Annotated in this window: 16 protein-coding genes; 10 read left to right on the top strand and 6 right to left on the bottom strand. The window is 62.8% G+C overall.

Going from position 1 to position 17731, the window contains the following annotated elements; genetic code table 11:
* The first annotated feature begins 101 nt into the window (after positions 1 to 101).
* The 5 genes from AC0L14_RS14385 to AC0L14_RS14405 all read left to right on the top strand — a co-directional run bounded on the left by AC0L14_RS14385 (position 102) and on the right by AC0L14_RS14405 (position 5778).
* Positions 102 to 1121 (top strand): ribonuclease T2 family protein, encoded by a 1020-nt coding sequence (locus tag AC0L14_RS14385; protein ID WP_473749919.1) that lies wholly within the window; start codon positions 102 to 104, stop codon positions 1119 to 1121.
* Between the two features lie 106 nt (positions 1122 to 1227).
* On the top strand, positions 1228 to 2877 hold the full coding sequence (gene ettA, locus AC0L14_RS14390; RefSeq protein WP_473749920.1) for an energy-dependent translational throttle protein EttA: 1650 nt from the start codon (positions 1228 to 1230) through the stop codon (positions 2875 to 2877).
* A 45-nt stretch (positions 2878 to 2922) separates the two neighbouring features.
* Positions 2923 to 3693, top strand: coding sequence for a trans-aconitate 2-methyltransferase (gene tam, locus AC0L14_RS14395; protein WP_473749921.1), 771 nt, complete (start codon positions 2923 to 2925; stop codon positions 3691 to 3693).
* 200 nt (positions 3694 to 3893) lie between these two features.
* Entirely contained in the window at positions 3894 to 5015 is a 1122-nt protein-coding gene (locus AC0L14_RS14400; RefSeq protein WP_473485216.1) for a beta-ketoacyl-ACP synthase III, read from the top strand.
* A 145-nt stretch (positions 5016 to 5160) separates the two neighbouring features.
* Positions 5161 to 5778, top strand: a complete 618-nt coding sequence (locus AC0L14_RS14405) for an MOSC domain-containing protein (RefSeq protein WP_473485217.1) — start codon at positions 5161 to 5163, stop codon at positions 5776 to 5778.
* 56 nt (positions 5779 to 5834) lie between these two features.
* Here the strand turns inward: AC0L14_RS14405 and AC0L14_RS14410 are convergent, their stop codons facing one another.
* The 4 genes from AC0L14_RS14410 to tsaA form a co-directional block, all read right to left on the bottom strand.
* Positions 5835 to 6677, bottom strand: coding sequence for an SDR family oxidoreductase (locus AC0L14_RS14410; RefSeq protein ID WP_473749989.1), 843 nt, complete (start codon positions 6675 to 6677; stop codon positions 5835 to 5837).
* A 205-nt stretch (positions 6678 to 6882) separates the two neighbouring features.
* Positions 6883 to 7842: an aminotransferase class IV gene (locus AC0L14_RS14415; RefSeq protein ID WP_473749922.1), complete on the bottom strand. Its 960-nt coding sequence runs from the start codon at positions 7840 to 7842 to the stop codon at positions 6883 to 6885.
* A 108-nt stretch (positions 7843 to 7950) separates the two neighbouring features.
* The gene (locus AC0L14_RS14420; protein ID WP_123151985.1) at positions 7951 to 8262 is read right to left on the bottom strand and encodes a DUF2293 domain-containing protein; all 312 of its coding nucleotides are present in this window, start codon (positions 8260 to 8262) and stop codon (positions 7951 to 7953) included.
* On the bottom strand, positions 8259 to 8780 hold the full coding sequence (tsaA, locus tag AC0L14_RS14425) for a tRNA (N6-threonylcarbamoyladenosine(37)-N6)-methyltransferase TrmO (protein ID WP_473485220.1): 522 nt from the start codon (positions 8778 to 8780) through the stop codon (positions 8259 to 8261). Before tsaA ends, AC0L14_RS14420 begins: the two co-directional genes overlap by 4 nt.
* 144 nt (positions 8781 to 8924) lie before the next feature.
* Between tsaA and AC0L14_RS14430 the strand changes: the two genes are divergently transcribed.
* Positions 8925 to 9947 carry an ArsR/SmtB family transcription factor gene (locus tag AC0L14_RS14430; RefSeq protein WP_473485221.1) on the top strand — a complete coding sequence of 341 codons (1023 nt, stop codon included), beginning with the start codon at positions 8925 to 8927 and terminating at the stop codon, positions 9945 to 9947.
* Entirely contained in the window at positions 9947 to 10864 is a 918-nt protein-coding gene (metF, locus tag AC0L14_RS14435; protein WP_123151982.1) for a methylenetetrahydrofolate reductase [NAD(P)H], read from the top strand. Before AC0L14_RS14430 ends, metF begins: the two co-directional genes overlap by 1 nt.
* Positions 10865 to 11393: 529 nt before the next feature.
* Here the strand turns inward: metF and AC0L14_RS14440 are convergent.
* Entirely contained in the window at positions 11394 to 12311 is a 918-nt protein-coding gene (locus tag AC0L14_RS14440) for a DMT family transporter (protein ID WP_473749923.1), read from the bottom strand.
* A gap of 232 nt (positions 12312 to 12543) precedes the next feature.
* Here AC0L14_RS14440 and AC0L14_RS14445 point away from each other — a divergent pair, with 232 nt between their 5' ends.
* The gene (locus AC0L14_RS14445) at positions 12544 to 13764 is read left to right on the top strand and encodes an alanine racemase (protein ID WP_473749924.1); all 1221 of its coding nucleotides are present in this window, start codon (positions 12544 to 12546) and stop codon (positions 13762 to 13764) included.
* 155 nt (positions 13765 to 13919) lie between these two features.
* A complete protein-coding gene (locus AC0L14_RS14450) occupies positions 13920 to 15467 on the top strand; it encodes an acyl-CoA synthetase (RefSeq protein ID WP_473526563.1) in 1548 nt (515 codons plus the stop codon).
* 191 nt (positions 15468 to 15658) lie between these two features.
* Here AC0L14_RS14450 and AC0L14_RS14455 read toward each other — a convergent pair whose 3' ends face one another.
* On the bottom strand, positions 15659 to 16357 hold the full coding sequence (locus tag AC0L14_RS14455; RefSeq protein WP_473749925.1) for an SDR family oxidoreductase: 699 nt from the start codon (positions 16355 to 16357) through the stop codon (positions 15659 to 15661).
* A gap of 154 nt (positions 16358 to 16511) precedes the next feature.
* Between AC0L14_RS14455 and AC0L14_RS14460 the strand changes: the two genes are divergently transcribed.
* A complete protein-coding gene (locus AC0L14_RS14460; protein WP_473749926.1) occupies positions 16512 to 17420 on the top strand; it encodes a LysR family transcriptional regulator in 909 nt (302 codons plus the stop codon).
* Positions 17421 to 17731 lie beyond the last annotated feature (311 nt).

Here is a 17731-nt window from a genome sequence, read left to right on the forward strand (position 1 = left end):
TTGTGTCGCGACGCGGGGTATCGCAATTCTGACATCGAGAATTTGCTACCGAGAGAGGGCGGCGGTTTGTTGCCGCGGCATTTTGCAACCGGAGAGTACCCATGCGTACGCTGACAGGCCTTGTTTTTGGATTGGCACTTGTCGCCGCGTTGCTAACGGGTGCTGCGCGGGCCGAGGTGAAGATGAGCGGCTCCTTCGTGGCCGACGCCACCTGTCCAGCGACGCAGGCCATCAAGAGCGGCAAGAACCCCGGAAATATCGCGACCGATGCAGGACAGAGCTACGAGCTTCTGGCTGGCAACAAGGATGCTCCCACGCACTATCTGATCCGCGTGCCGGGGGCCGATCCGGAGCGCCGCTGGGTGAAGGTCGATTGCGGCCATGTTTCGGGCGCGTCAAGGATGCCGACAGCACCAGTGCCAGCCGACCGGGAGAAGTCTGCTGCGCCCGCTTCGGGAAAACCCGAATATGTCCTCGCGCTGAGCTGGCAGCCGGCCTTTTGCGAAACCAAGCCCAGCAAGACCGAATGCAAGGCACAGACCGCGGCCGGTTTTGACGCGACGCATTTCACCTTGCATGGGCTGTGGCCGCAGCCGAACGGAAATTTCTATTGCCAAGTGGCAGCGGCCGACAAGGCGAACGACAATCCGGCGCATTGGCAGGACCTGCCGCCGGTCGAGCTCGAGCCGAACACGCGGTCGGAGCTCGATCAGGTGATGCCGGGCACCGCATCCGATCTCGACAGGCATGAGTGGATCAAGCATGGCACCTGTTACGGCAAAAGCCAGCAAGAGTATTTTTCCGATGCGCTGAACCTGGCGCGCGCGGTGAATGCTTCACCGGTGCGTGATCTTTTCACGCAAAAAATTGGCCGGGATCTGACCTCCGACCAGATCCGCGCCGCCTTCGACAGTGCTTTCGGTCCCGGCGCGGGCGAGCGGGTTCGCGTCTCCTGTTTGAACGACCGTTCGAGCGGCAGGCGGCTGATCGGCGAACTGACGCTCGGCGTGACCGGGCCGATCGGTCCGAACTCTTCGCTCAGTGAGCTGTTGCTGGCATCAGTGCCGACGAACAATGCGGGTTGTCCGAAAGGCACCGTCGATCCGATCGAGTTCCAGTGACACGTTCGAAATGCCAAAACAGTTTGCCGTTCGGCGCGGCATCGCCTACATAGCGCGCAACTTCCATTCAATCCGACATCCAGTCGACTTTTCAGGGAAAGCGCGCGTGGCACGCCAGTTCATCTATCACATGGCCGGCCTCAACAAGGCCTATGGCACCAAGAAGGTGCTTGAGAACATCCATCTCTCCTTCTACCCCGACGCCAAGATCGGCATCCTCGGCCCGAACGGCGCCGGCAAGTCGACCATCCTCAAGATCATGGCCGGCATCGACAAGGAGTGGAGCGGCGAGGCATGGCTGGCCGAGGGCGCCACCGTCGGTTACCTGGCGCAAGAGCCGGCACTCGATGCGAACAAGACCGTGTTCGAGAACGTCATGGAAGGCGTCGTCGCCAAGACCGCGATCATCGAGCGCTACAACGAATTGATGATGAACTATTCCGACGAGACGGCCGACGAGTCGGCCAAGCTCCAGGACGAGATGGACCGGCTGAACCTGTGGGATCTCGAACAGCAGGTCGAGATGGCGATGGAAGCGCTGGGCTGCCCGCCCAAGGAAGCCGACGTCACCAAGCTGTCGGGCGGCGAGCGCCGCCGCGTAGCACTCTGCCAGTTGCTGCTGCGGCAGCCCGACCTTCTGCTGCTCGACGAACCGACCAACCATCTCGACGCCGAGACGACGGCTTGGCTGGAAAAGCATCTGCGCGCCTATCCGGGCGCGGTGATGATCATCACCCACGATCGCTACTTCCTCGACAACGTCACCGGCTGGATCCTCGAGCTCGACCGCGGCCGCGGCATTCCCTATGAGGGCAACTACACCAAATATCTCGAAGCCAAGGCCAAGCGGCTCAAGCAGGAGGGCCGCGAGGACGACGCGCGCCAACGGGCGATCGGCCGCGAGCGCGAGTGGATCCAGTCCAGCCCGAAAGCCCGGCAGACCAAGTCGAAGGCGCGCATCCAGGCGTTCCAGGATCTGTTGGATGCGGCCGACAAGCGGCGTCCGAGCGACAGCCAGATTGTCATTCCGCATGGCGAGCGGCTCGGCAATGTGGTGATCGAGGTCGAGGGCCTGTCGAAGGGCTTTGGCGACACGCTGCTGATCGACGATCTCGATTTCAAGCTGCCGCCCGGCGGCATCGTCGGCGTCATCGGCCCGAACGGCGCCGGCAAGACGACGCTGTTTCGCATGATCACCGGCCAGGAAAAGCCGGATGCCGGCACGATCCGCGTCGGCGAGACGGTCAAGCTCGGTTACGTCGACCAGAGCCGCGACGCGCTCGACCCGACCAAGACCGTGTGGGAAGAAATCTCGGGCGGCGCCGAAGTGGTCAAGCTCGGCAAGTTCGAGGCCAACACCCGCGCCTATTGCGCGTCGTTCAATTTTCGTGGCGGCGATCAGCAGCAGAAGGTCGGCAATCTGTCCGGCGGCCAGCGCAACCGCGTGCACCTGGCCAAGATGCTGAAGACCGGCGGCAACGTGCTGCTGCTCGACGAACCGACCAACGATCTCGATACGGAAACGCTGGCGGCACTCGAAGACGCGCTGGAAAACTTCGCCGGCTGCGCCGTCATCATCTCGCACGATCGCATGTTCCTCGACCGGCTGGCGACGCACATCCTGGCATTCGAGGGCGACAGCCATGTCGAATGGTTCGAGGGCAATTTCGAGGATTACGAGCAGGACAAGATCCGCCGGCTCGGCCCTGATGCCGTCAATCCGCACCGCATGACGTACAAGAGGTTGACGCGGTAGGGTTTTTTTAGGGCGGCGAATTCTCAAATGATCTGAGGAGCTGAAATGGCAGACTGGTCCGCAGCCCAATATCTCAAATTCGAGGACGAGCGCACGCGGCCGTCGCGCGATCTTGTCGCGCAGGTGCCGGTGGCGATGCCGCGCCGGGTGGTCGACATCGGTTGCGGGCCGGGGAATTCTACCGAATTGCTGGTCGCGCGCTGGCCGAGCGCGCAGGTCAGCGGGTTCGACACCTCGCCTGACATGATCGAGAAGGCGAGGGCGCGTCTGCCTGAAGTAACATTCGAGCTGGCGGATGCGGCGGCGTGGCTGCCCGAACAGCCGGTCGATGTGATCTTTGCCAATGCGGTGTTCCAGTGGCTGCCGGAGCATCCGGCGATCTTCCAGCGGCTGATGGGATTTCTGGCGCCCGGCGGCGCGCTTGCCGTGCAGATGCCCGACAATATGGGCGAGCCTTCACACCGGCTGATGCGGGAGACGGCGGCCGAAATGCCGTTTGCCTCAAAGCTTAGGGGTGCTGCGGGCGGGCCGCTGCCGCCGGTGTCGTTCTACTACGATCTTTTGTCGCCGTTCTCAGACCGGCTCGACATCTGGCACACCGCCTACAATCATCCGCTTGCCGGTGCCGAAGCCATTGTCGAATGGCTGAAGTCGACCGGGCTGAAGCCGTTCCTCGATCCGCTCGACGAGGACGAGCGCCGGCTTTTCCTCAATCGCTACACTGCCAGAATAACCCAAGCCTATTCGAAGACGGCAAACGGCAAGGTGCTGCTGCGTTTTCCGCGCCTGTTCATAGTCGCGCGGCGATCCGCTTAGAAACGGTAGCCACACCGAGAGAGGCAGTGCCTGGCGGCGCTTGATCCGCACCATGCGCATTTCGGCAACGCAAGGTTGTGGTCTTTTGCCTCAGGCATTTGATTTAAGCCGGCGTAAACACCCACCAGGTACGAAAAACAGTTGCGCCCAACCTTCGCGGCGCCCAAATGAGAGCCGCAACGCCTGCGCATGGGGTGGAAATGCATCGCGTCATCATCAGCGGTATCGGCGTTGAAATCCCCGAGCCTTCGATCACCAATGAAGAACTGGTCGACAGCTTCAATGCCTGGGTCGACACGGAGAATGTCCGCCGCGAGGCTTCGGGCGAGACGCTGCTGCAGAAGTCGGACAGTGCCTTCATCGTCCATGCTTCGGGCGTACAGACCCGCCATGTGATCGAGCGGGAAGGCATTCTCGACCCGACCCGCATGGCGCCGCGGATTCCGGTGCGGCCCGACGATGCGCTGTCGCTCGAAGCCGAGTTCGGCATCGCGTCGGCCAGGAAAGCGCTCGACCATGCCGGCCTGGAGCCTGGGGATATCGACCTGGTGATCTGCTCGGCCTCGCATCACCAGCGGCCCTATCCGGCGATCGCTATCGAGATGCAGCAGGCGATGGGCACGAAGGGCGCTGGTTTCGACATGGGCCTTGGCTGCTCATCGGCGGCGGCGGCATTGCATATTGCGGTCAATCTGGTGCGGGCGGGCGCACACAGGCGCGTGCTGGTGACGACGCCCGAGATCATTACCGGCCATCTCAACTTCCGCGACCGGCAGACGCATTTCATCTTCGGCGATGCTTCGGTCTCGATGGTCGTCGAGGGGCTTGCCCAGGGCGATAAGCGACCGGGACGCTTCGAGGTGCTCGACACGCGCACCTGGACGCAGATGTCCAACAACATCCGCACCAATCTTGGCTACTACACACGCACCGCCCAGGACGATCCGTATATGATCAATCTGGAAGGCAACCTGATCAAGCAGGTCGGCAACAAGGTGTTCAAGGAAGTCACCGTCGCCGGGCACAAGTTCATCGTCGAGTTCCTGGCCGAGCACGGGCTGACGCCGCAGGCGATCCGGCGCTTCTGGCTGCATCAGGCCAATGCCCGGATGAACGCCATGATCCTGAAGCTGTCGTTCGGCCACGAGGTCGGCCATGACCGCGCGCCGATGGTGCTGGAGCGCCTCGGCAACACCGCCGGCGCCGGCGCGATCGTCGCCCTGTCGGAGAACCACGCCGACATGAAGGCGGGCGACTACGGCCTGCTCTGCGCCTTCGGCGCCGGCTATTCGATTGGCGGGGCGCTATTGCGCATGCTCTGATCGGTCTTGGCGCGAACGGCACCAGCATTAGCGGGCGCCGGTGTGTAATCGCATCAGTCTGCTTGATTGGGGCATCAGCGCTTTAGACTGGACCTGATGAGCTCACTGCGGCTAATTGCTTGGCATCACGCAAGGAGCGAAGCCTATGCCGGATCTCTTCCCCGAGACCGACAACCCGGTCGAAATCATCCCGGCGCGGAAGCTTGCCGCGCAGGTGGTCGCGGTTTACGTCGCGCCATCAGATCATTTCGAGACACGCGCGGTGGATGAACTACGGCTCGGCTTCGACGGCATTGACGGCGATTTCCACGCCGGCGCGACGCGGCGCTCCGGCGGGCGCGAGCCCTGGTATCCACGCGGCACCGAGATGCGCAACGAGCGGCAGCTGTCTGTTGTGGCGGCGGACGAGCTGGCGATCGTTGCCCGGCGGATGGGCATCGCCGAGATCAAGCCGGAGTGGATCGGCGCCAATCTGTTGATCGAAGGCCTGCCGCATCTCTCCATGCTGCCGTCCGGCACGCTGCTGTTCTTCAGGGGAGGCGTCACCATCAAGGTCGACGCGCAGAACGGACCTTGCCGCATCGCCGGGCGATCGGTCGCCGAAAATGCCGGAATGGCCGACCACGAGGCCGGCGCGCTGCTGTTCCCGAAGGCGGCAAAGCGGTTGCGCGGCCTCGTCGCCTGGGTCGAAAAACCAGGCCGCATCACGACCGGCGAGGAGATTTCGGTGCGTGTGCCCGAGCAGTGGATTTACCGGGCTTAGGGCGGGTGAGGCTGGGGCTACGCCGCCATGGCGGCGTAGCGATTTCCGGATCGGTCTTAGGCGGCCTTGCGGTTCTTGTTCGCGCCCTGCGCCATGATGGACAGGTGATCCCACTTTTCCCACAGCGCGATGCGATTGGCATATTCCTGGTTGGCCATCGGCAGGCCGCCATCGCCGAAGAACACCCTAAGCGGCGGTTCGGCCGCATCGACGATTTCAAGCATTGCCGGTCCGGTGGCGGCGGGATCACCGGCCACCGAGCGCTTGCGGCGCTCCGCCATCGCGGCACGAGCCGGCTCATAGGCAGCGATCGGCTTCGAAACCTTGGCGGACGGTCCGGCCCAGTCGGTGGAGAAACCGCCCGGCTCGACAAGCGTCACGTGGACGCCGAACTCCGCGACCTCCAGGCTAAGCGACTGGCTAAAGGCTTCCAGCGCCCATTTCGAGGCGTGGTAGAGACCGATCATGGCGAAGGCGTTGACGCCGCCGATCGACGAGATCTGGATGATGTGGCCGGACCTCTGCGCCCGCAGGATCGGCAGGGCGGCCTGGGTCACCCAGAGAGCGCCGAACACGTTGGTCTCGATCTGATCGCGGGCCTCCTGTTCGCTGACTTCCTCGATGGCCCCGAAATGGCCATAGCCGGCATTGTTAATGACGACGTCGAGCCGGCCGAAGCGGTTATGCGCTTCGGCAATGGCGGCATCGACGGCCGTCTTGTCGGTGACGTCTAGCTTAATCGCGGCGATATGGTCGCCATATTTGTCGACCAAGTCGGCAAGCGTGCCGGCATCGCGGGCCGTTGCCGCGACGCGGTCGCCGCGGGCGAGTGCTGCTTCTGCCCAGACGCGGCCGAAACCCTTCGACGATCCGGTAATAAACCAAACCTTGTGTGTCATGATCCACCAGTTCTTGCCCTTGCGAGCTTTGATTTTGAGTTCTTGCTTGACCATGATCTCCAGCGAAAACCGGATTCCACTTTCGGGGATCATGGTCTAAACGGAGGCTACTCCGTTCCAGCATATACGGAGCATTCCGGACCTATCAAGGTCGAGCACGTTTTGTTGATGAGAGCCTGCGCCATAACAGTCGGCCAGGGATGGGTCAGGGATAGCGTACCGGGCTAGACCAGACCGGGTCTTCGTGCTTTTGCCAATAGATCGCGATGAGGCGCTTGGTAATCGCGCCGACCTTGCCGTCTGCGACCGGAACACCGTCGATCATCGTCACCGGCATGATGCCGCCGGCAGTCGAGGTGATGAAGACCTCGTCGGACCGACGCAGCGCAGCAACGCTGACATCGGCCGCTGCAACGGCAAGCCGCGCCTCCGCGCAGAGATCGAAGACGGTGCGACGGGTGATGCCGGGCAGTACGCCGACAGCCGGCGTCGACAGTTTACCGTCATCCACGCAAAAGACGTTGAAGCCGGGGCCTTCCGCGACATTGCCGTTGAAATCGAGGAGCAGCGCGGTCTCCGCGCCGCGGTCATAGGCGTCGTAGAGGCCTCGCACCAGGTCGAGCCAATGATAGTTCTTGATCGCCGGGTCGATCGAAGCCGGTGGGATGCGCACCTTGTCGCTGATTGCCACATGCAGGCCGCGCTGCAATTGCTCGGCATTGGCGACCGAGCCGAAGGGAACGGCGAACGCCATGAAACGGTTGACCGCGTCGCGCGGGTCGCGGCTGAAGGTCGGCGAGGTGCCGCGCGTGCACAGCATCTCGACATAAGCGGCGCGATGACCCGACAGCGCCACGCAATTTTCGAGGATCTCGGCGACGCCATCGCGGTCGAACGGCATCGTCATGCGCAGCTTTTCCAGCCCGCCGAAGAAGCGATCGAGATGCAAGTCGAGGCGGAAGAAGCGACCGCCCCAGACATGCACCGTGTCGTAGGTGGCGTCGGAATGCAGGAAGCCCCAATCCAGTACCGAGATCTTGGCCTGCGACATCGGCAGATATTGCCCGTCCAGGAAGGCAACGCCGTCCGGATAGGAGTGAGGGTCTATGTGATGGGCGGAGAGCGAGGGCAGTGGTTTGGCATGCGGATCGATCGAGTTGCTCATCACGTCCTCCGTCAGATCGTTTTTCGCCGCCCAGATGGCGGGATAGAGCGGCTCGGCGGGTGGTACAAGACACAGGCTGGTCTTGCCGCTGGGCCGTCGAGGAACTTGTTACTCTTCCTCCTCGTCATCGAGCAGACGTGTGGCGCGCCAGCGGGTCAGCACGATGTTGGTCTGTTCCATGACGAAGAAGCGCGCCGAGTCGCGGTCGTAGCCTTCGGCCAGCAGTTTTTCGTAGTCGGTGTGCACATGACGGATATGGGCGATGGTCGCCAGCCACACGGCGATCGTCGGCGGCAAGCTCTTCATATGCACCGCGCCGGCGTCGGCGCGGATCTTTTCCATGTCGGCATAGGGCGCCAGCGGCAAAAGCGCTGTCAGCGCCTTGGCGATGGCGCGGCGGCGGCCGGTCGGCGCGCTCATTGCCCATCCCGTCCGGGCCCGTCCCGTCCGGCAATGGTCGCCTCGGCAAAGGCGTCGGTCGATGCGAAATAAGGCTTGATGTCGATGACCGGCGTGCCGTCGAGCACGTCGATGGCATCGATATCGATACGGCCCGTATCGATGTCGAGGGCGACGAGCCTGGCGATATGCAACCCGATCGGGTTCGGCCGGGCCGGGGAGCGCAGCGAAAAAACGCCTTTCGGTTCAGTCGCATGGCGGGGTTTCTGAACAATCAGGGTCCGCGGCGCGTGGTGCAGCCAGGACAGGATGATGACGTGGCTGGCCCGCTCCAGCCCAAGCAGGCCGCTACGATAGCGCTGGTCGATCGTGAGAACCGCCTGCTGTCCGGTTTCCCGCGCGGCTTTCATGTTCTTGGGGCAAGTTTCCCGCGCGGTCCAAGGCGAGGCAATGCGGCCTATGAAGACGACATGGCCGTCCGGCGGCATATCGGCCGGATCGGTTTCCAGAAGCTTTTCGCCGCTGCGCGTCTCGAACATGGATTTTCGCCCCGATCCTGCTTCCGGCTTTGCGCGATCCGTCACGCATGCGCCATTTTCTTGTCCGGAAGCGACATAGCGCTTGCAAGGCTATCAAAATCGACATAAACATATGTTTATATCTTTTTCAAAGAGAATGCTCGCATGCATGTCGCTCTCGACACCATGGTAGATACATTGAAGGCGGCGGCCGAATCCAGCCGGTTGCGCATCCTGGCGTTGCTGTCGCGCGGCGACCTGACCGTCTCCGATCTCACCGAAATCCTCGGCCAGTCACAGCCGCGTGTCTCGCGCCACCTGAAGCTGCTGCTGGAGGCGGGGTTGATCGGCCGCTATCAGGAGGGCTCATGGGCCTTCTTCCGGCTGTCGGATTCGGATGCGGCGCGGGATTTCGTGCTCAGGCTGGTCTCCGGCATCCGGGATGCCGATCCGCAGGTCGAGCGTGACCTCGAGCGGTTGGCAGCGGTCAAGCGCAAGCGGCAGGATCGCGCCGCCGAATATTTCTCCGTAAACGCCGCAAGCTGGGATCATATCCGCTCGCTGCATGTGCCGGACCGTGCCGTAGAGGCGGCGCTGCTCAAGCTCGTCGGCAAACGGCCGTTCCAGTCGATGCTCGATCTTGGCACCGGCACCGGGCGGCTGCTCGAGATTTTTTCGCCGCTCTACCGGCGCGGCATCGGCATCGACATGTCGCGCGAGATGCTGACGGTGGCGCGCGCCAATCTCGACAAAGCCGGCATTTCGAATGCTCAGGTGCGCCAGGGCGATATTTTTGCGCCACCGGTCGAGCGCGACGCCTTCGATCTCGTCACCATCCACCAGGTGCTGCACTATCTCGACGATCCCGCCCGCGCCATCCGCGAGGCAGCAAGGCTGCTGCGCCCGGCAGGCCGGCTGGTGATCGTCGATTTCGCTCCGCACGCACTGGAATTCCTGCGCGACGTGCATGCGCATGTGCGGCTCGGCTTTTCCGACCGGCAGATCACCGAGTGGTTTTCCGAGGCCGGGCTCGATCTCGAGGACAGCCAGGAATTCGAGCCGCGCGGCGGCAACGAGGCCAGGCTCACCGTCAAACTGTGGCTCGGCCGTGACCAGCGCATGCTGATCGCCGATCCTTCCAACCACGCACAACCGGCCAATGCCTATCCGATAGGGGAAACCGCCTGATGAACCAGTTCCGCTTTTCCCGCCGCCCTGACATTGGCGACAAGGTCAGAGTTTCGTTCGAGTTCTTCCCGCCGAAGAGCGACGAGATGGAAGCAAGGCTGTGGGACACAGTCACCCGGCTGCAGCCGCTCAAGCCGAAATTCGTCTCCGTCACCTATGGCGCCGGCGGCTCGACGCGCGAGCGCACGGCGCGCACGGTCAAGCGCATCCTCAACGAAACGGCGCTGACGCCGGCGGCGCACATGACGTGCGTCGATGCGGCGCGTCACCAGGTCGATGAAGTCATTCAGGAATTCGCCGACATGGGTGTCACCCGCTTCGTCGCCTTGCGCGGCGATCCGGCCGAGGGCGTCGGCGCCGCATACCGTCCGCATCCGGACGGCTATGCCAATGGCGCCGAACTGGTGGGGGCGCTGAAAGGTGTCGGCGATTTCGACATCTCGGTCTCCGCCTATCCGGAAAAGCATCCGGAGAGCCCGGATTTCGCCACCGACATCGACATGCTGAAGCGCAAGGTCGACAATGGCGCGACACGGGCGATCACCCAGTTCTTCTTCGACAATGATCTCTACGAGCGCTATGTCGAGCGGGCACGGCGGGCCGGAATCTACATACCGATCGTGCCGGGCATATTGCCGGTCCACAATTTCACCCAGGTCGCCAATTTCTCGGCGCGCTGCGGCGCGCTGGTGCCGGCGTGGATGGCCGAGCGCTTCGACGGGCTGCAGACGGACCCGCAGACGCATGCGCTGGTGGCATCCGCGGTGGCGGCCGAGCAGGTGCTGGACCTTGTCGAGCGCGGCGTCGGCGATTTCCATTTCTACACCATGAACCGGGCCGATCTGGTCTTCGCCGTCTGCCACATGATCGGCATCCGCTCGCATGAGGCTGAAGCTGCGGGGTCTGCTGCGGCGTAAGTCTCGGCCAAGTCTCTGGAAATGCAAAAAGGCCGGGTAAAAACCCGGCCTTTTCGATGACTTGGACTATTCGGTGCTGATCTTCCGTTGCTTTGGCGGGTCTACGGAAGAAAGCCCATTATCAGGGCTCCGATGAATGCAAAAGCAGCACAGATCATCAATGCGTTGATTGGCCTCGTGAGTCCCACGTCATAGCCTCCTCTTAAAGAGCTATGGCCAGAGTCTAGGGTCATTTGTGCCACAGGCAAGCGGAAAATATGCTGCAATGCGACGACATTGTGGAATTTACGACCGGCCATTTGCCGTTAGGTATTGAAACTCTTCGGCAAAATCCCGCTTCGGACCTGTGCATAAAATGTGACGAAGCTGGGGCAAGAATGCATATGACAGCGCTACCGCCGCCGAGAATCGGAATCGATTTTCGAGTCGATGCGAAGATTCAACGAGTTAGAGCGTCGTTTGCGCGTTATCGCAAAGGCGCTGCGCACCCTCGGTTCAAGCCCGAGGGCGTGCTTTTGGGCGACATGCATTAACGTCGGCCGAACAGGCGCCCGTCGATGGTGACGAGGCCGAGCGCGATCAGCGCCATGCCGCCGAGTTCGAACAATTCGAGCCGCTCGCCCAGGAACAGACAACCGAGCAGGATGGCGCTGGCCGGCACGATCAGCGTGACCAGCGAGGCGTTGGTGGCACCGGCCGAGGCGACGAGGTTGAAATAGAGAATGTAGGCGAAGGCGGTGGACAGCAGGGCCAGCGCCAACACCGCTGCCCAGACCGGCAGCGAGGCCGAAAACAGGTTGGCAGTGCCGTGGCCAAGCAGCACGACCGGGATCATGATGATGGTCGAGGCGGTTAATTGTCCGGTGGCGATGACCGGTGACGGCACGCCCTTCAAGTGGCGGGCAATCATCAGGGCCACCGCATAGGACAGCGACGCGCCGACCAGCGCGAATTTCGCCCAGACCGGCCCGCCCAGCCCGGCAAGCAGGCCGGGACCGATCATCACCGCCGTGCCGACGATGCCGAGCGCGATCCCGGCAAGCTTGTTCCAGGAGAGCTTTTCGTCTGATGTCAGCGCGTTGGCGAGGACCAGCGTCCAGAACGGCGTCGTCGAATTGAGCACCGAGGCGACACCGGCACCAAGCTCAGTCTGGCCGGCGAAGATCAGCGAGAAGGGAATGACGTTGTTGACGAGCGCCAGCAGAAAGAACAGGCCGGCATGCGGCAAGGCGAGGCGGAAGGACGGACCGCGCAGGCCGAGATAGAGATGCAGTGCCAGCGCCGCAATGGCGACGCGAAACTGCACCAGCACCAACGGCGGAATCTCGGCAACCGCAATGCGGGCAAAGAAGAACGAGCCACCCCAGATCGCACCGAGCAGCAGAAGCTGTGCCCAGTCTTTCAGGGCCATGGGTCCGCGCATTGCAGTCGTGGTTGTGATCGCCATGGATCGTCCTCCCAGATGGCTCTGAATGCCAAGCCAATCAGGCGTCTGTTCAGGCCATATCCTGTTCGACGGCAAGGGCCACCCGAAACCAGATCGGTAGGCTAGCTTTTTCCTGTTGTCTGGCCTGTCATCTGGCGTAGCGCCGCAGCGTCTGGGCCGCGAGACATAGAATTGTTTTCATTCACGCATAGGTTGGATTAATTGTGCGCAGTCTAGGTCAAGGGATTCGTCCATGCAGCGATTCGAAAATGCGCGCGAAGCGGCGCTGGCGCTTCGCCCGGACGATCCGATCTATTGCTTCCGCCCGCAGGTGCTGAAGGCGGACGCCAAGCAGTTCATGGGTATGTTTCCCGGCAAGACCGCCTATGCGGTCAAGACCAACGGCGAGCAGATCGTGCTGAACGCGCTGGCCGAGGCTGGCGTCAATGCCTTTGACGTGGCCTCGCCCGGCGAATTCGCCGCCGTGCGCGCCGTCTCGCCCGACGCCGAGATGCTCTACATGCATCCGGTCAAGGCACAGTCGGACATCAAGCTGGCGCTGGAGAAATACGGCATCCGCGTCATCTCGCTCGATCATGAGGACGAGATCACCAAGCTGACCCGCGTGGTGCGGGCGCTCGATATCGATCCGGGTGCGATCACCGTGTTCGTGCGCATCCAGACCAAAGGATCGGCCGCCTACGAACTGTCGAAGAAATTCGGCGCCGGGCCGGCCAATGCCGTCGATCTGGCCGAACGGCTGAACCGGACGGGCTACAAGGTCGGCCTGTGCTTCCATGTCGGCAGCCAGATCGAGGATCCCGACACCTATGAGCGGGCGCTGGCCTCGGCCGACTGGGTGCGCAACCGCGTCAGCTTCGACATTGCCGGGCTCGACGTCGGTGGCGGCTTTCCCGCCGAATACGGCCATGATCCCAACCGCAAGCAGATCGAGATGCCATCGCTCGGCCAGATCATGTCGCGGCTGTCCGGCGATTTGAAGGAATACCAGTTCGACCAGATGCCGCTGGTGGCGGAGCCGGGCAGGGTGATCGTGGCGCGTTGCCTGTCACTGATCGTTCGCGTGCTGCTGCGCAAGGGCAAGCGGCTCTACATCAATGACGGCATCTGGGCGTCGCTGTCGGATTCGTGGACCGGCAAGATCACGCTGCCGGCGCGCTTCATTCCAGACCCGGCGATTCGCTCGCGCAATGGCGAGGAGAAGACCATCGTGCCGTTCAAGGTCTGCGGCGCAACCTGCGATTCCGTCGACATCCTGTCGCGGCCGTTTTGGCTGCCGGAAACGGTCGATACCGGCGATTGGATCGAGATCGGCCATATCGGCGCCTATTCGCTGTCGCTGAGGACACGGTTCAACGGCTTCTATCCCGACACGTTCGTCGAGGTGACGACGCCGTTCGACGAAGGCGACGCGCCGCAGGGGTTTGCCAGCCTGGAGACGATGGCGGATTAGTTAGTTCGTGAACTCATAAACCGGCACGGCCCAGCCGCGTACGGAAGTCTGCTTTCGATTTGAAAATGCTTCTTCTTCACGACTGCCTCCATGTCGCGGAAGTGCTAAATGCAGACACGTTGTCGAACCTAAGCCCATGTGCAACATAGCCCAGAATGTCCACATGCCACCATGACTGGATCGCCCATCATGCCGCCCGTCGGCCGGAGGCGCTCGCGGCGGTAAATCTGGAAGACGGCCGCCGCCTCACCTACCGCATGTTTGATCGGCGCATCGCGACCCTGGCGCGGCACCTGCAGGAGGCCTGCGCCGTCTCGCCCAGCGTGCGCGTAGCGCTGCTGGCGCACAATTCGACCGACACGTTTGAGCTACAATTCGCCTGCTTCCGTCTCGGCGCCATTTTTGTCCCGCTGAACTGGCGGCTGGCGCTTCCCGAACTGGACGCCATCATAGCCGATTGCACGCCCGCTGTGCTCATCTACGACCCCGAGTTTGCCGGTGTTGCCGATGAGCTGACGCGCCGCCACAGCATCGTGCATCGCCTGCTGCGCGGTCCTGAGGAGAGCCCCTACGAGCGCGCCATCGCCGCGGCGCAGCCGCTCGCAGCGCCGCACCGGCTCATGCATGACGACGTCTGCACGATACTCTACACCTCCGGCACGACAGGCGTGGCCAAGGGCTCCATCGCGACCCACGGCATGAACTTCTGGAATGCAGTGAACTGCATTGGCGTGGCCGTGCTGTCGCCGCAGACCGTGCTGCTCTGCGTCCTGCCATTATTTCACGCGGCTGGCCTCAACATCTACGCAAATCCCACCTTCTATGCCGGCGGCACTGTCGCGGTGACACGGCGCTTCGATGCCGGCGAGGCGCTGCGGCAGCTGGCCGATCCGATGCTTGGCGTGACGCATCTGCACGGCGTGCCGGCGCATTACCAGGCCATGGCGGCGCACGCGGATTTCGCTGCGGCTGACCTCTCCAACGTCGTGGGGGCCTTCGTCGGCGCGGCACCCGTTCCCGTCCCGCTCCTCGAAACCTGGCGGCGCAAAGGTGTAGTACTCAGACAGAACTACGGCATGACCGAGACAGGTCCGCTGATCCTCAATCTCGAGGCGGCGGATGCTGCGCGCAAGGTGGACTCGGCCGGCAAGCCCGTCATGCACGTCGAAGTGCGCGTGGTGGCCGATGCGGCGCGCGATGCCGCCCCGGGCGAGGTCGGCGAGCTCTGGGTCCGTGGTCCCGCCGTCACGCCGGGCTATTGGAACCAGCCGGAAGCGACGCGCGCCGCCTTCGCCGAGGGCGGCTGGTTGCGCACCGGCGATGCCGTGCGGGTCGACGAGGAGGGTTTTGTCACGATCGTCGATCGCCGGAAGGACATGTACGTCTCCGGTGGCGAGAACGTCTATCCAGCCGAAGTCGAAAATGTTCTCTACAGCCATCCTGAGGTGGCCGAGGCGGCAGTGATAGGTGTGCCCGATTCGCGCTGGGGCGAGGTGGGCTGCGCCATCGTAGTGAGAAAGAATGGTGCGGCGGTCACAGAGGCCGAGCTGCTGGCACACTGCGCCACCGCCTTGGCGCGCTACAAGGTTCCGCGCACGGCGATGTTCGTGGAAGCTCTGCCCCGCAGCGCGGTCGGCAAAGTGCATAAGCCTACTCTGCGGCACCAGTTCCGAAGTGCTGTCTCTGGGGATTCGCAAACATAGCGCGATCATTCTCCCGGTCGAAATCGGGCGGACGTCCGCTCCGGGGTCATACTCGTTGGTTCGGGGCTTTGCGACGAGTTTGAGTGCGGCGGCATAGTTCTCGGGTTGCCGTAACCAGAGATCGATCTCGATCTCGGCTTTTGCCGTCGCGCTGAACAACGTTTGTGGGTTTGGGCATAGGCTGCGGTCGGTCAGGCCACGCCGCCGCCGGCCTGGATGTTTTCGCCGGTCAGCCAGCGGGCCTCGTCGGAGGCGAGGAAAACCGCGACATCGGCGACGTCGCGCGGCGCTCCGATCCTGCCAAAGGGCGACATGCCGGCGGCCACAGCCCGGTCCCGCTCTGGGAGCAGGTCGGTGTCGGTAAAGCCCGGCGAAAGCGCATTCACGGTGACGGAGCGCGGTCCGAGCTCGCGCGAGAGGACGCGGACGAACTGCTCGACGGCTCCTTTGCTGCCGAGATAAAGGGCGGTCTGGGCGAAGAACATCTTGGTTCCACCAGTGGAAACCGCGATGATACGGCCACCGTCGCGCACGCGGCGCGCCGCTTCCTGAAGCGTGAAGAAGGTGCCTTTGGCATTGGCGCCGAAGACGTGGTCGAAGTCGGCTTCGGTGGCCTCGACGAACGGCTTTATGACGGCGACGCCGACATTGGCGACAACGATGTCAATCGCCCCCATCTGCTTTTCGGTCTCATCGAAAAGCCGGCTTATGTCGGAAACGCTGGAGATATCGGCCTGAATGGCGACGGCCTTGCCGCCATTCTCGCGGATCGCAGCAACGGCTTCCTGAGCGGCTTTCTCGTTACCGACATAATTGACGACCACGGCCGCCCCGTGTGTCGCGAGCCCCTCGGCGATGGCGCGGCCGATGCCGCGCGAACTGCCGGTCACGAGCGCGATTTGCCTTCAAGCGAATGATACATAGCTGTCTCGTCTGGCTACGGCCGTTCCAAATCAACCGGCGGTTCCATGTGGAAGTTAGGGGCATGCTATTGCTCAGATAATGGCCTATGATCGAACAGGCTTGTTAAGTCTGGGGTACATAATGCGAGGGACCGAGTTTTCCGAGCTGAAGGCGTTCGCGACGATCGTCGAGGAAGGCAGCTTTGTCCGCGCCGCGGCCAGGCTCAGGATTTCGCCGCCGGCGCTTAGCCAGACGATACGCGGGCTGGAGGAGCGTGTCGGTGTCCGGCTGCTCAACCGCACGACCCGCAGCGTGTCGCCGACCGCTGCAGGCGAAACGCTGTTTGCCCGCCTCGCTCCGGCATTCAGCGAACTGGAAGGGGCTGTCGCCGACGCGCATGCATCACGCGATCGACCGGCAGGCTCGCTGCGCATCAATGTTCCACGCATCGCCGCCATGCGTTTCATCGTGCCCATCCTCGGCGATTTCCGCCGTGCCTATCCCGATATTGCCCTCACCATCATCGTCGACGACATGCTGACCGATATTGTCGAGGGACGATTCGATGCCGGAATCAGGCTTGGTGAGCGGCTGCATAAGGACATGGTGGCGGTGAAACTCGGCGACGAGATGGAGATGGCTGCGGTGGCGGCGCCCAGCTATCTCGAGGATCACCCCATGCCCCGTCATCCCGCCGACCTGCACCATCACCAATGCATCAATTTCCAGTGGCCCGGTGGCGGCAACATCTATCGATGGGAGTTCGCGCGAGGCCAGCGCGCTTTCGAAATAGCCGTGAACGGCGGTCTGACTGTTAACGACACGGAACTGATGATCAGGGCGGCCCTGGATGGGATCGGCGTGGCTTACGTGCTGGATTACCAGGTTCGGCCGTGGATCGAAACCGGCAAGCTCATCCGCTTTCTCGAAGCCTGGTCGCCCAGATTTCCGGGCTTTTACCTATATCATACGAGCTCCCGGCAGGTTCCACCGGCCTTGCGTGTGTTTATCGACTTCCTGCTTGCCAGGCGATTTGACGCCGTTCGGTGAAGGACACACCGCAGGGGTTTGCATAGTGAATAGTGAATAGTGAATGGTTAATTAGTGGATTAGTTAATTATTAGTGACTAACTCAGTAGGCAGCAATTAGTAGTGATTAACTCACTACTCACTACTCACTACTCACTACTCACTGCTCACCATTCACCATTTATTACTCGCTAACCTGCAGCTTCCCCAAAAGCTCCGGCGTCGGGGCCCCCCCCGCCCCCGGGGGCCCCCCCCCCGTCGGCGGGGTGCGAGCCCCGCGGGGGGGGGGGGGCGCCCGGGCGGGGGCGCGGGGCCCCGCAGAGACCACGGGG

The organism is Mesorhizobium sp. WSM4841 (genome assembly GCF_055811515.1).

Bases quoted from the DNA above. Each gene is read 5' to 3' on its own strand.
- AC0L14_RS14385 (WP_473749919.1), top strand. From the start codon at position 102: ATGCGTACGCTGACAGGCCTTGTTTTTGGATTGGCACTTGTCGCCGCG.
- tam (WP_473749921.1), top strand. From the start codon at position 2,923: ATGGCAGACTGGTCCGCAGCCCAATATCTCAAATTCGAGGACGAGCGC.
- AC0L14_RS14400 (WP_473485216.1), top strand. From the start codon at position 3,894: ATGCATCGCGTCATCATCAGCGGTATCGGCGTTGAAATCCCCGAGCCT.
- AC0L14_RS14405 (WP_473485217.1), top strand. From the start codon at position 5,161: ATGCCGGATCTCTTCCCCGAGACCGACAACCCGGTCGAAATCATCCCG.
- AC0L14_RS14410 (WP_473749989.1), bottom strand. From the start codon at position 6,677: ATGACACACAAGGTTTGGTTTATTACCGGATCGTCGAAGGGTTTCGGC.
- AC0L14_RS14415 (WP_473749922.1), bottom strand. From the start codon at position 7,842: ATGAGCAACTCGATCGATCCGCATGCCAAACCACTGCCCTCGCTCTCC.
- AC0L14_RS14420 (WP_123151985.1), bottom strand. From the start codon at position 8,262: ATGAGCGCGCCGACCGGCCGCCGCCGCGCCATCGCCAAGGCGCTGACA.
- tsaA (WP_473485220.1), bottom strand. From the start codon at position 8,780: ATGTTCGAGACGCGCAGCGGCGAAAAGCTTCTGGAAACCGATCCGGCC.
- AC0L14_RS14430 (WP_473485221.1), top strand. From the start codon at position 8,925: ATGCATGTCGCTCTCGACACCATGGTAGATACATTGAAGGCGGCGGCC.
- metF (WP_123151982.1), top strand. From the start codon at position 9,947: ATGAACCAGTTCCGCTTTTCCCGCCGCCCTGACATTGGCGACAAGGTC.
- AC0L14_RS14440 (WP_473749923.1), bottom strand. From the start codon at position 12,311: ATGGCGATCACAACCACGACTGCAATGCGCGGACCCATGGCCCTGAAA.
- AC0L14_RS14445 (WP_473749924.1), top strand. From the start codon at position 12,544: ATGCAGCGATTCGAAAATGCGCGCGAAGCGGCGCTGGCGCTTCGCCCG.
- AC0L14_RS14450 (WP_473526563.1), top strand. From the start codon at position 13,920: ATGTCCACATGCCACCATGACTGGATCGCCCATCATGCCGCCCGTCGG.
- AC0L14_RS14460 (WP_473749926.1), top strand. From the start codon at position 16,512: ATGCGAGGGACCGAGTTTTCCGAGCTGAAGGCGTTCGCGACGATCGTC.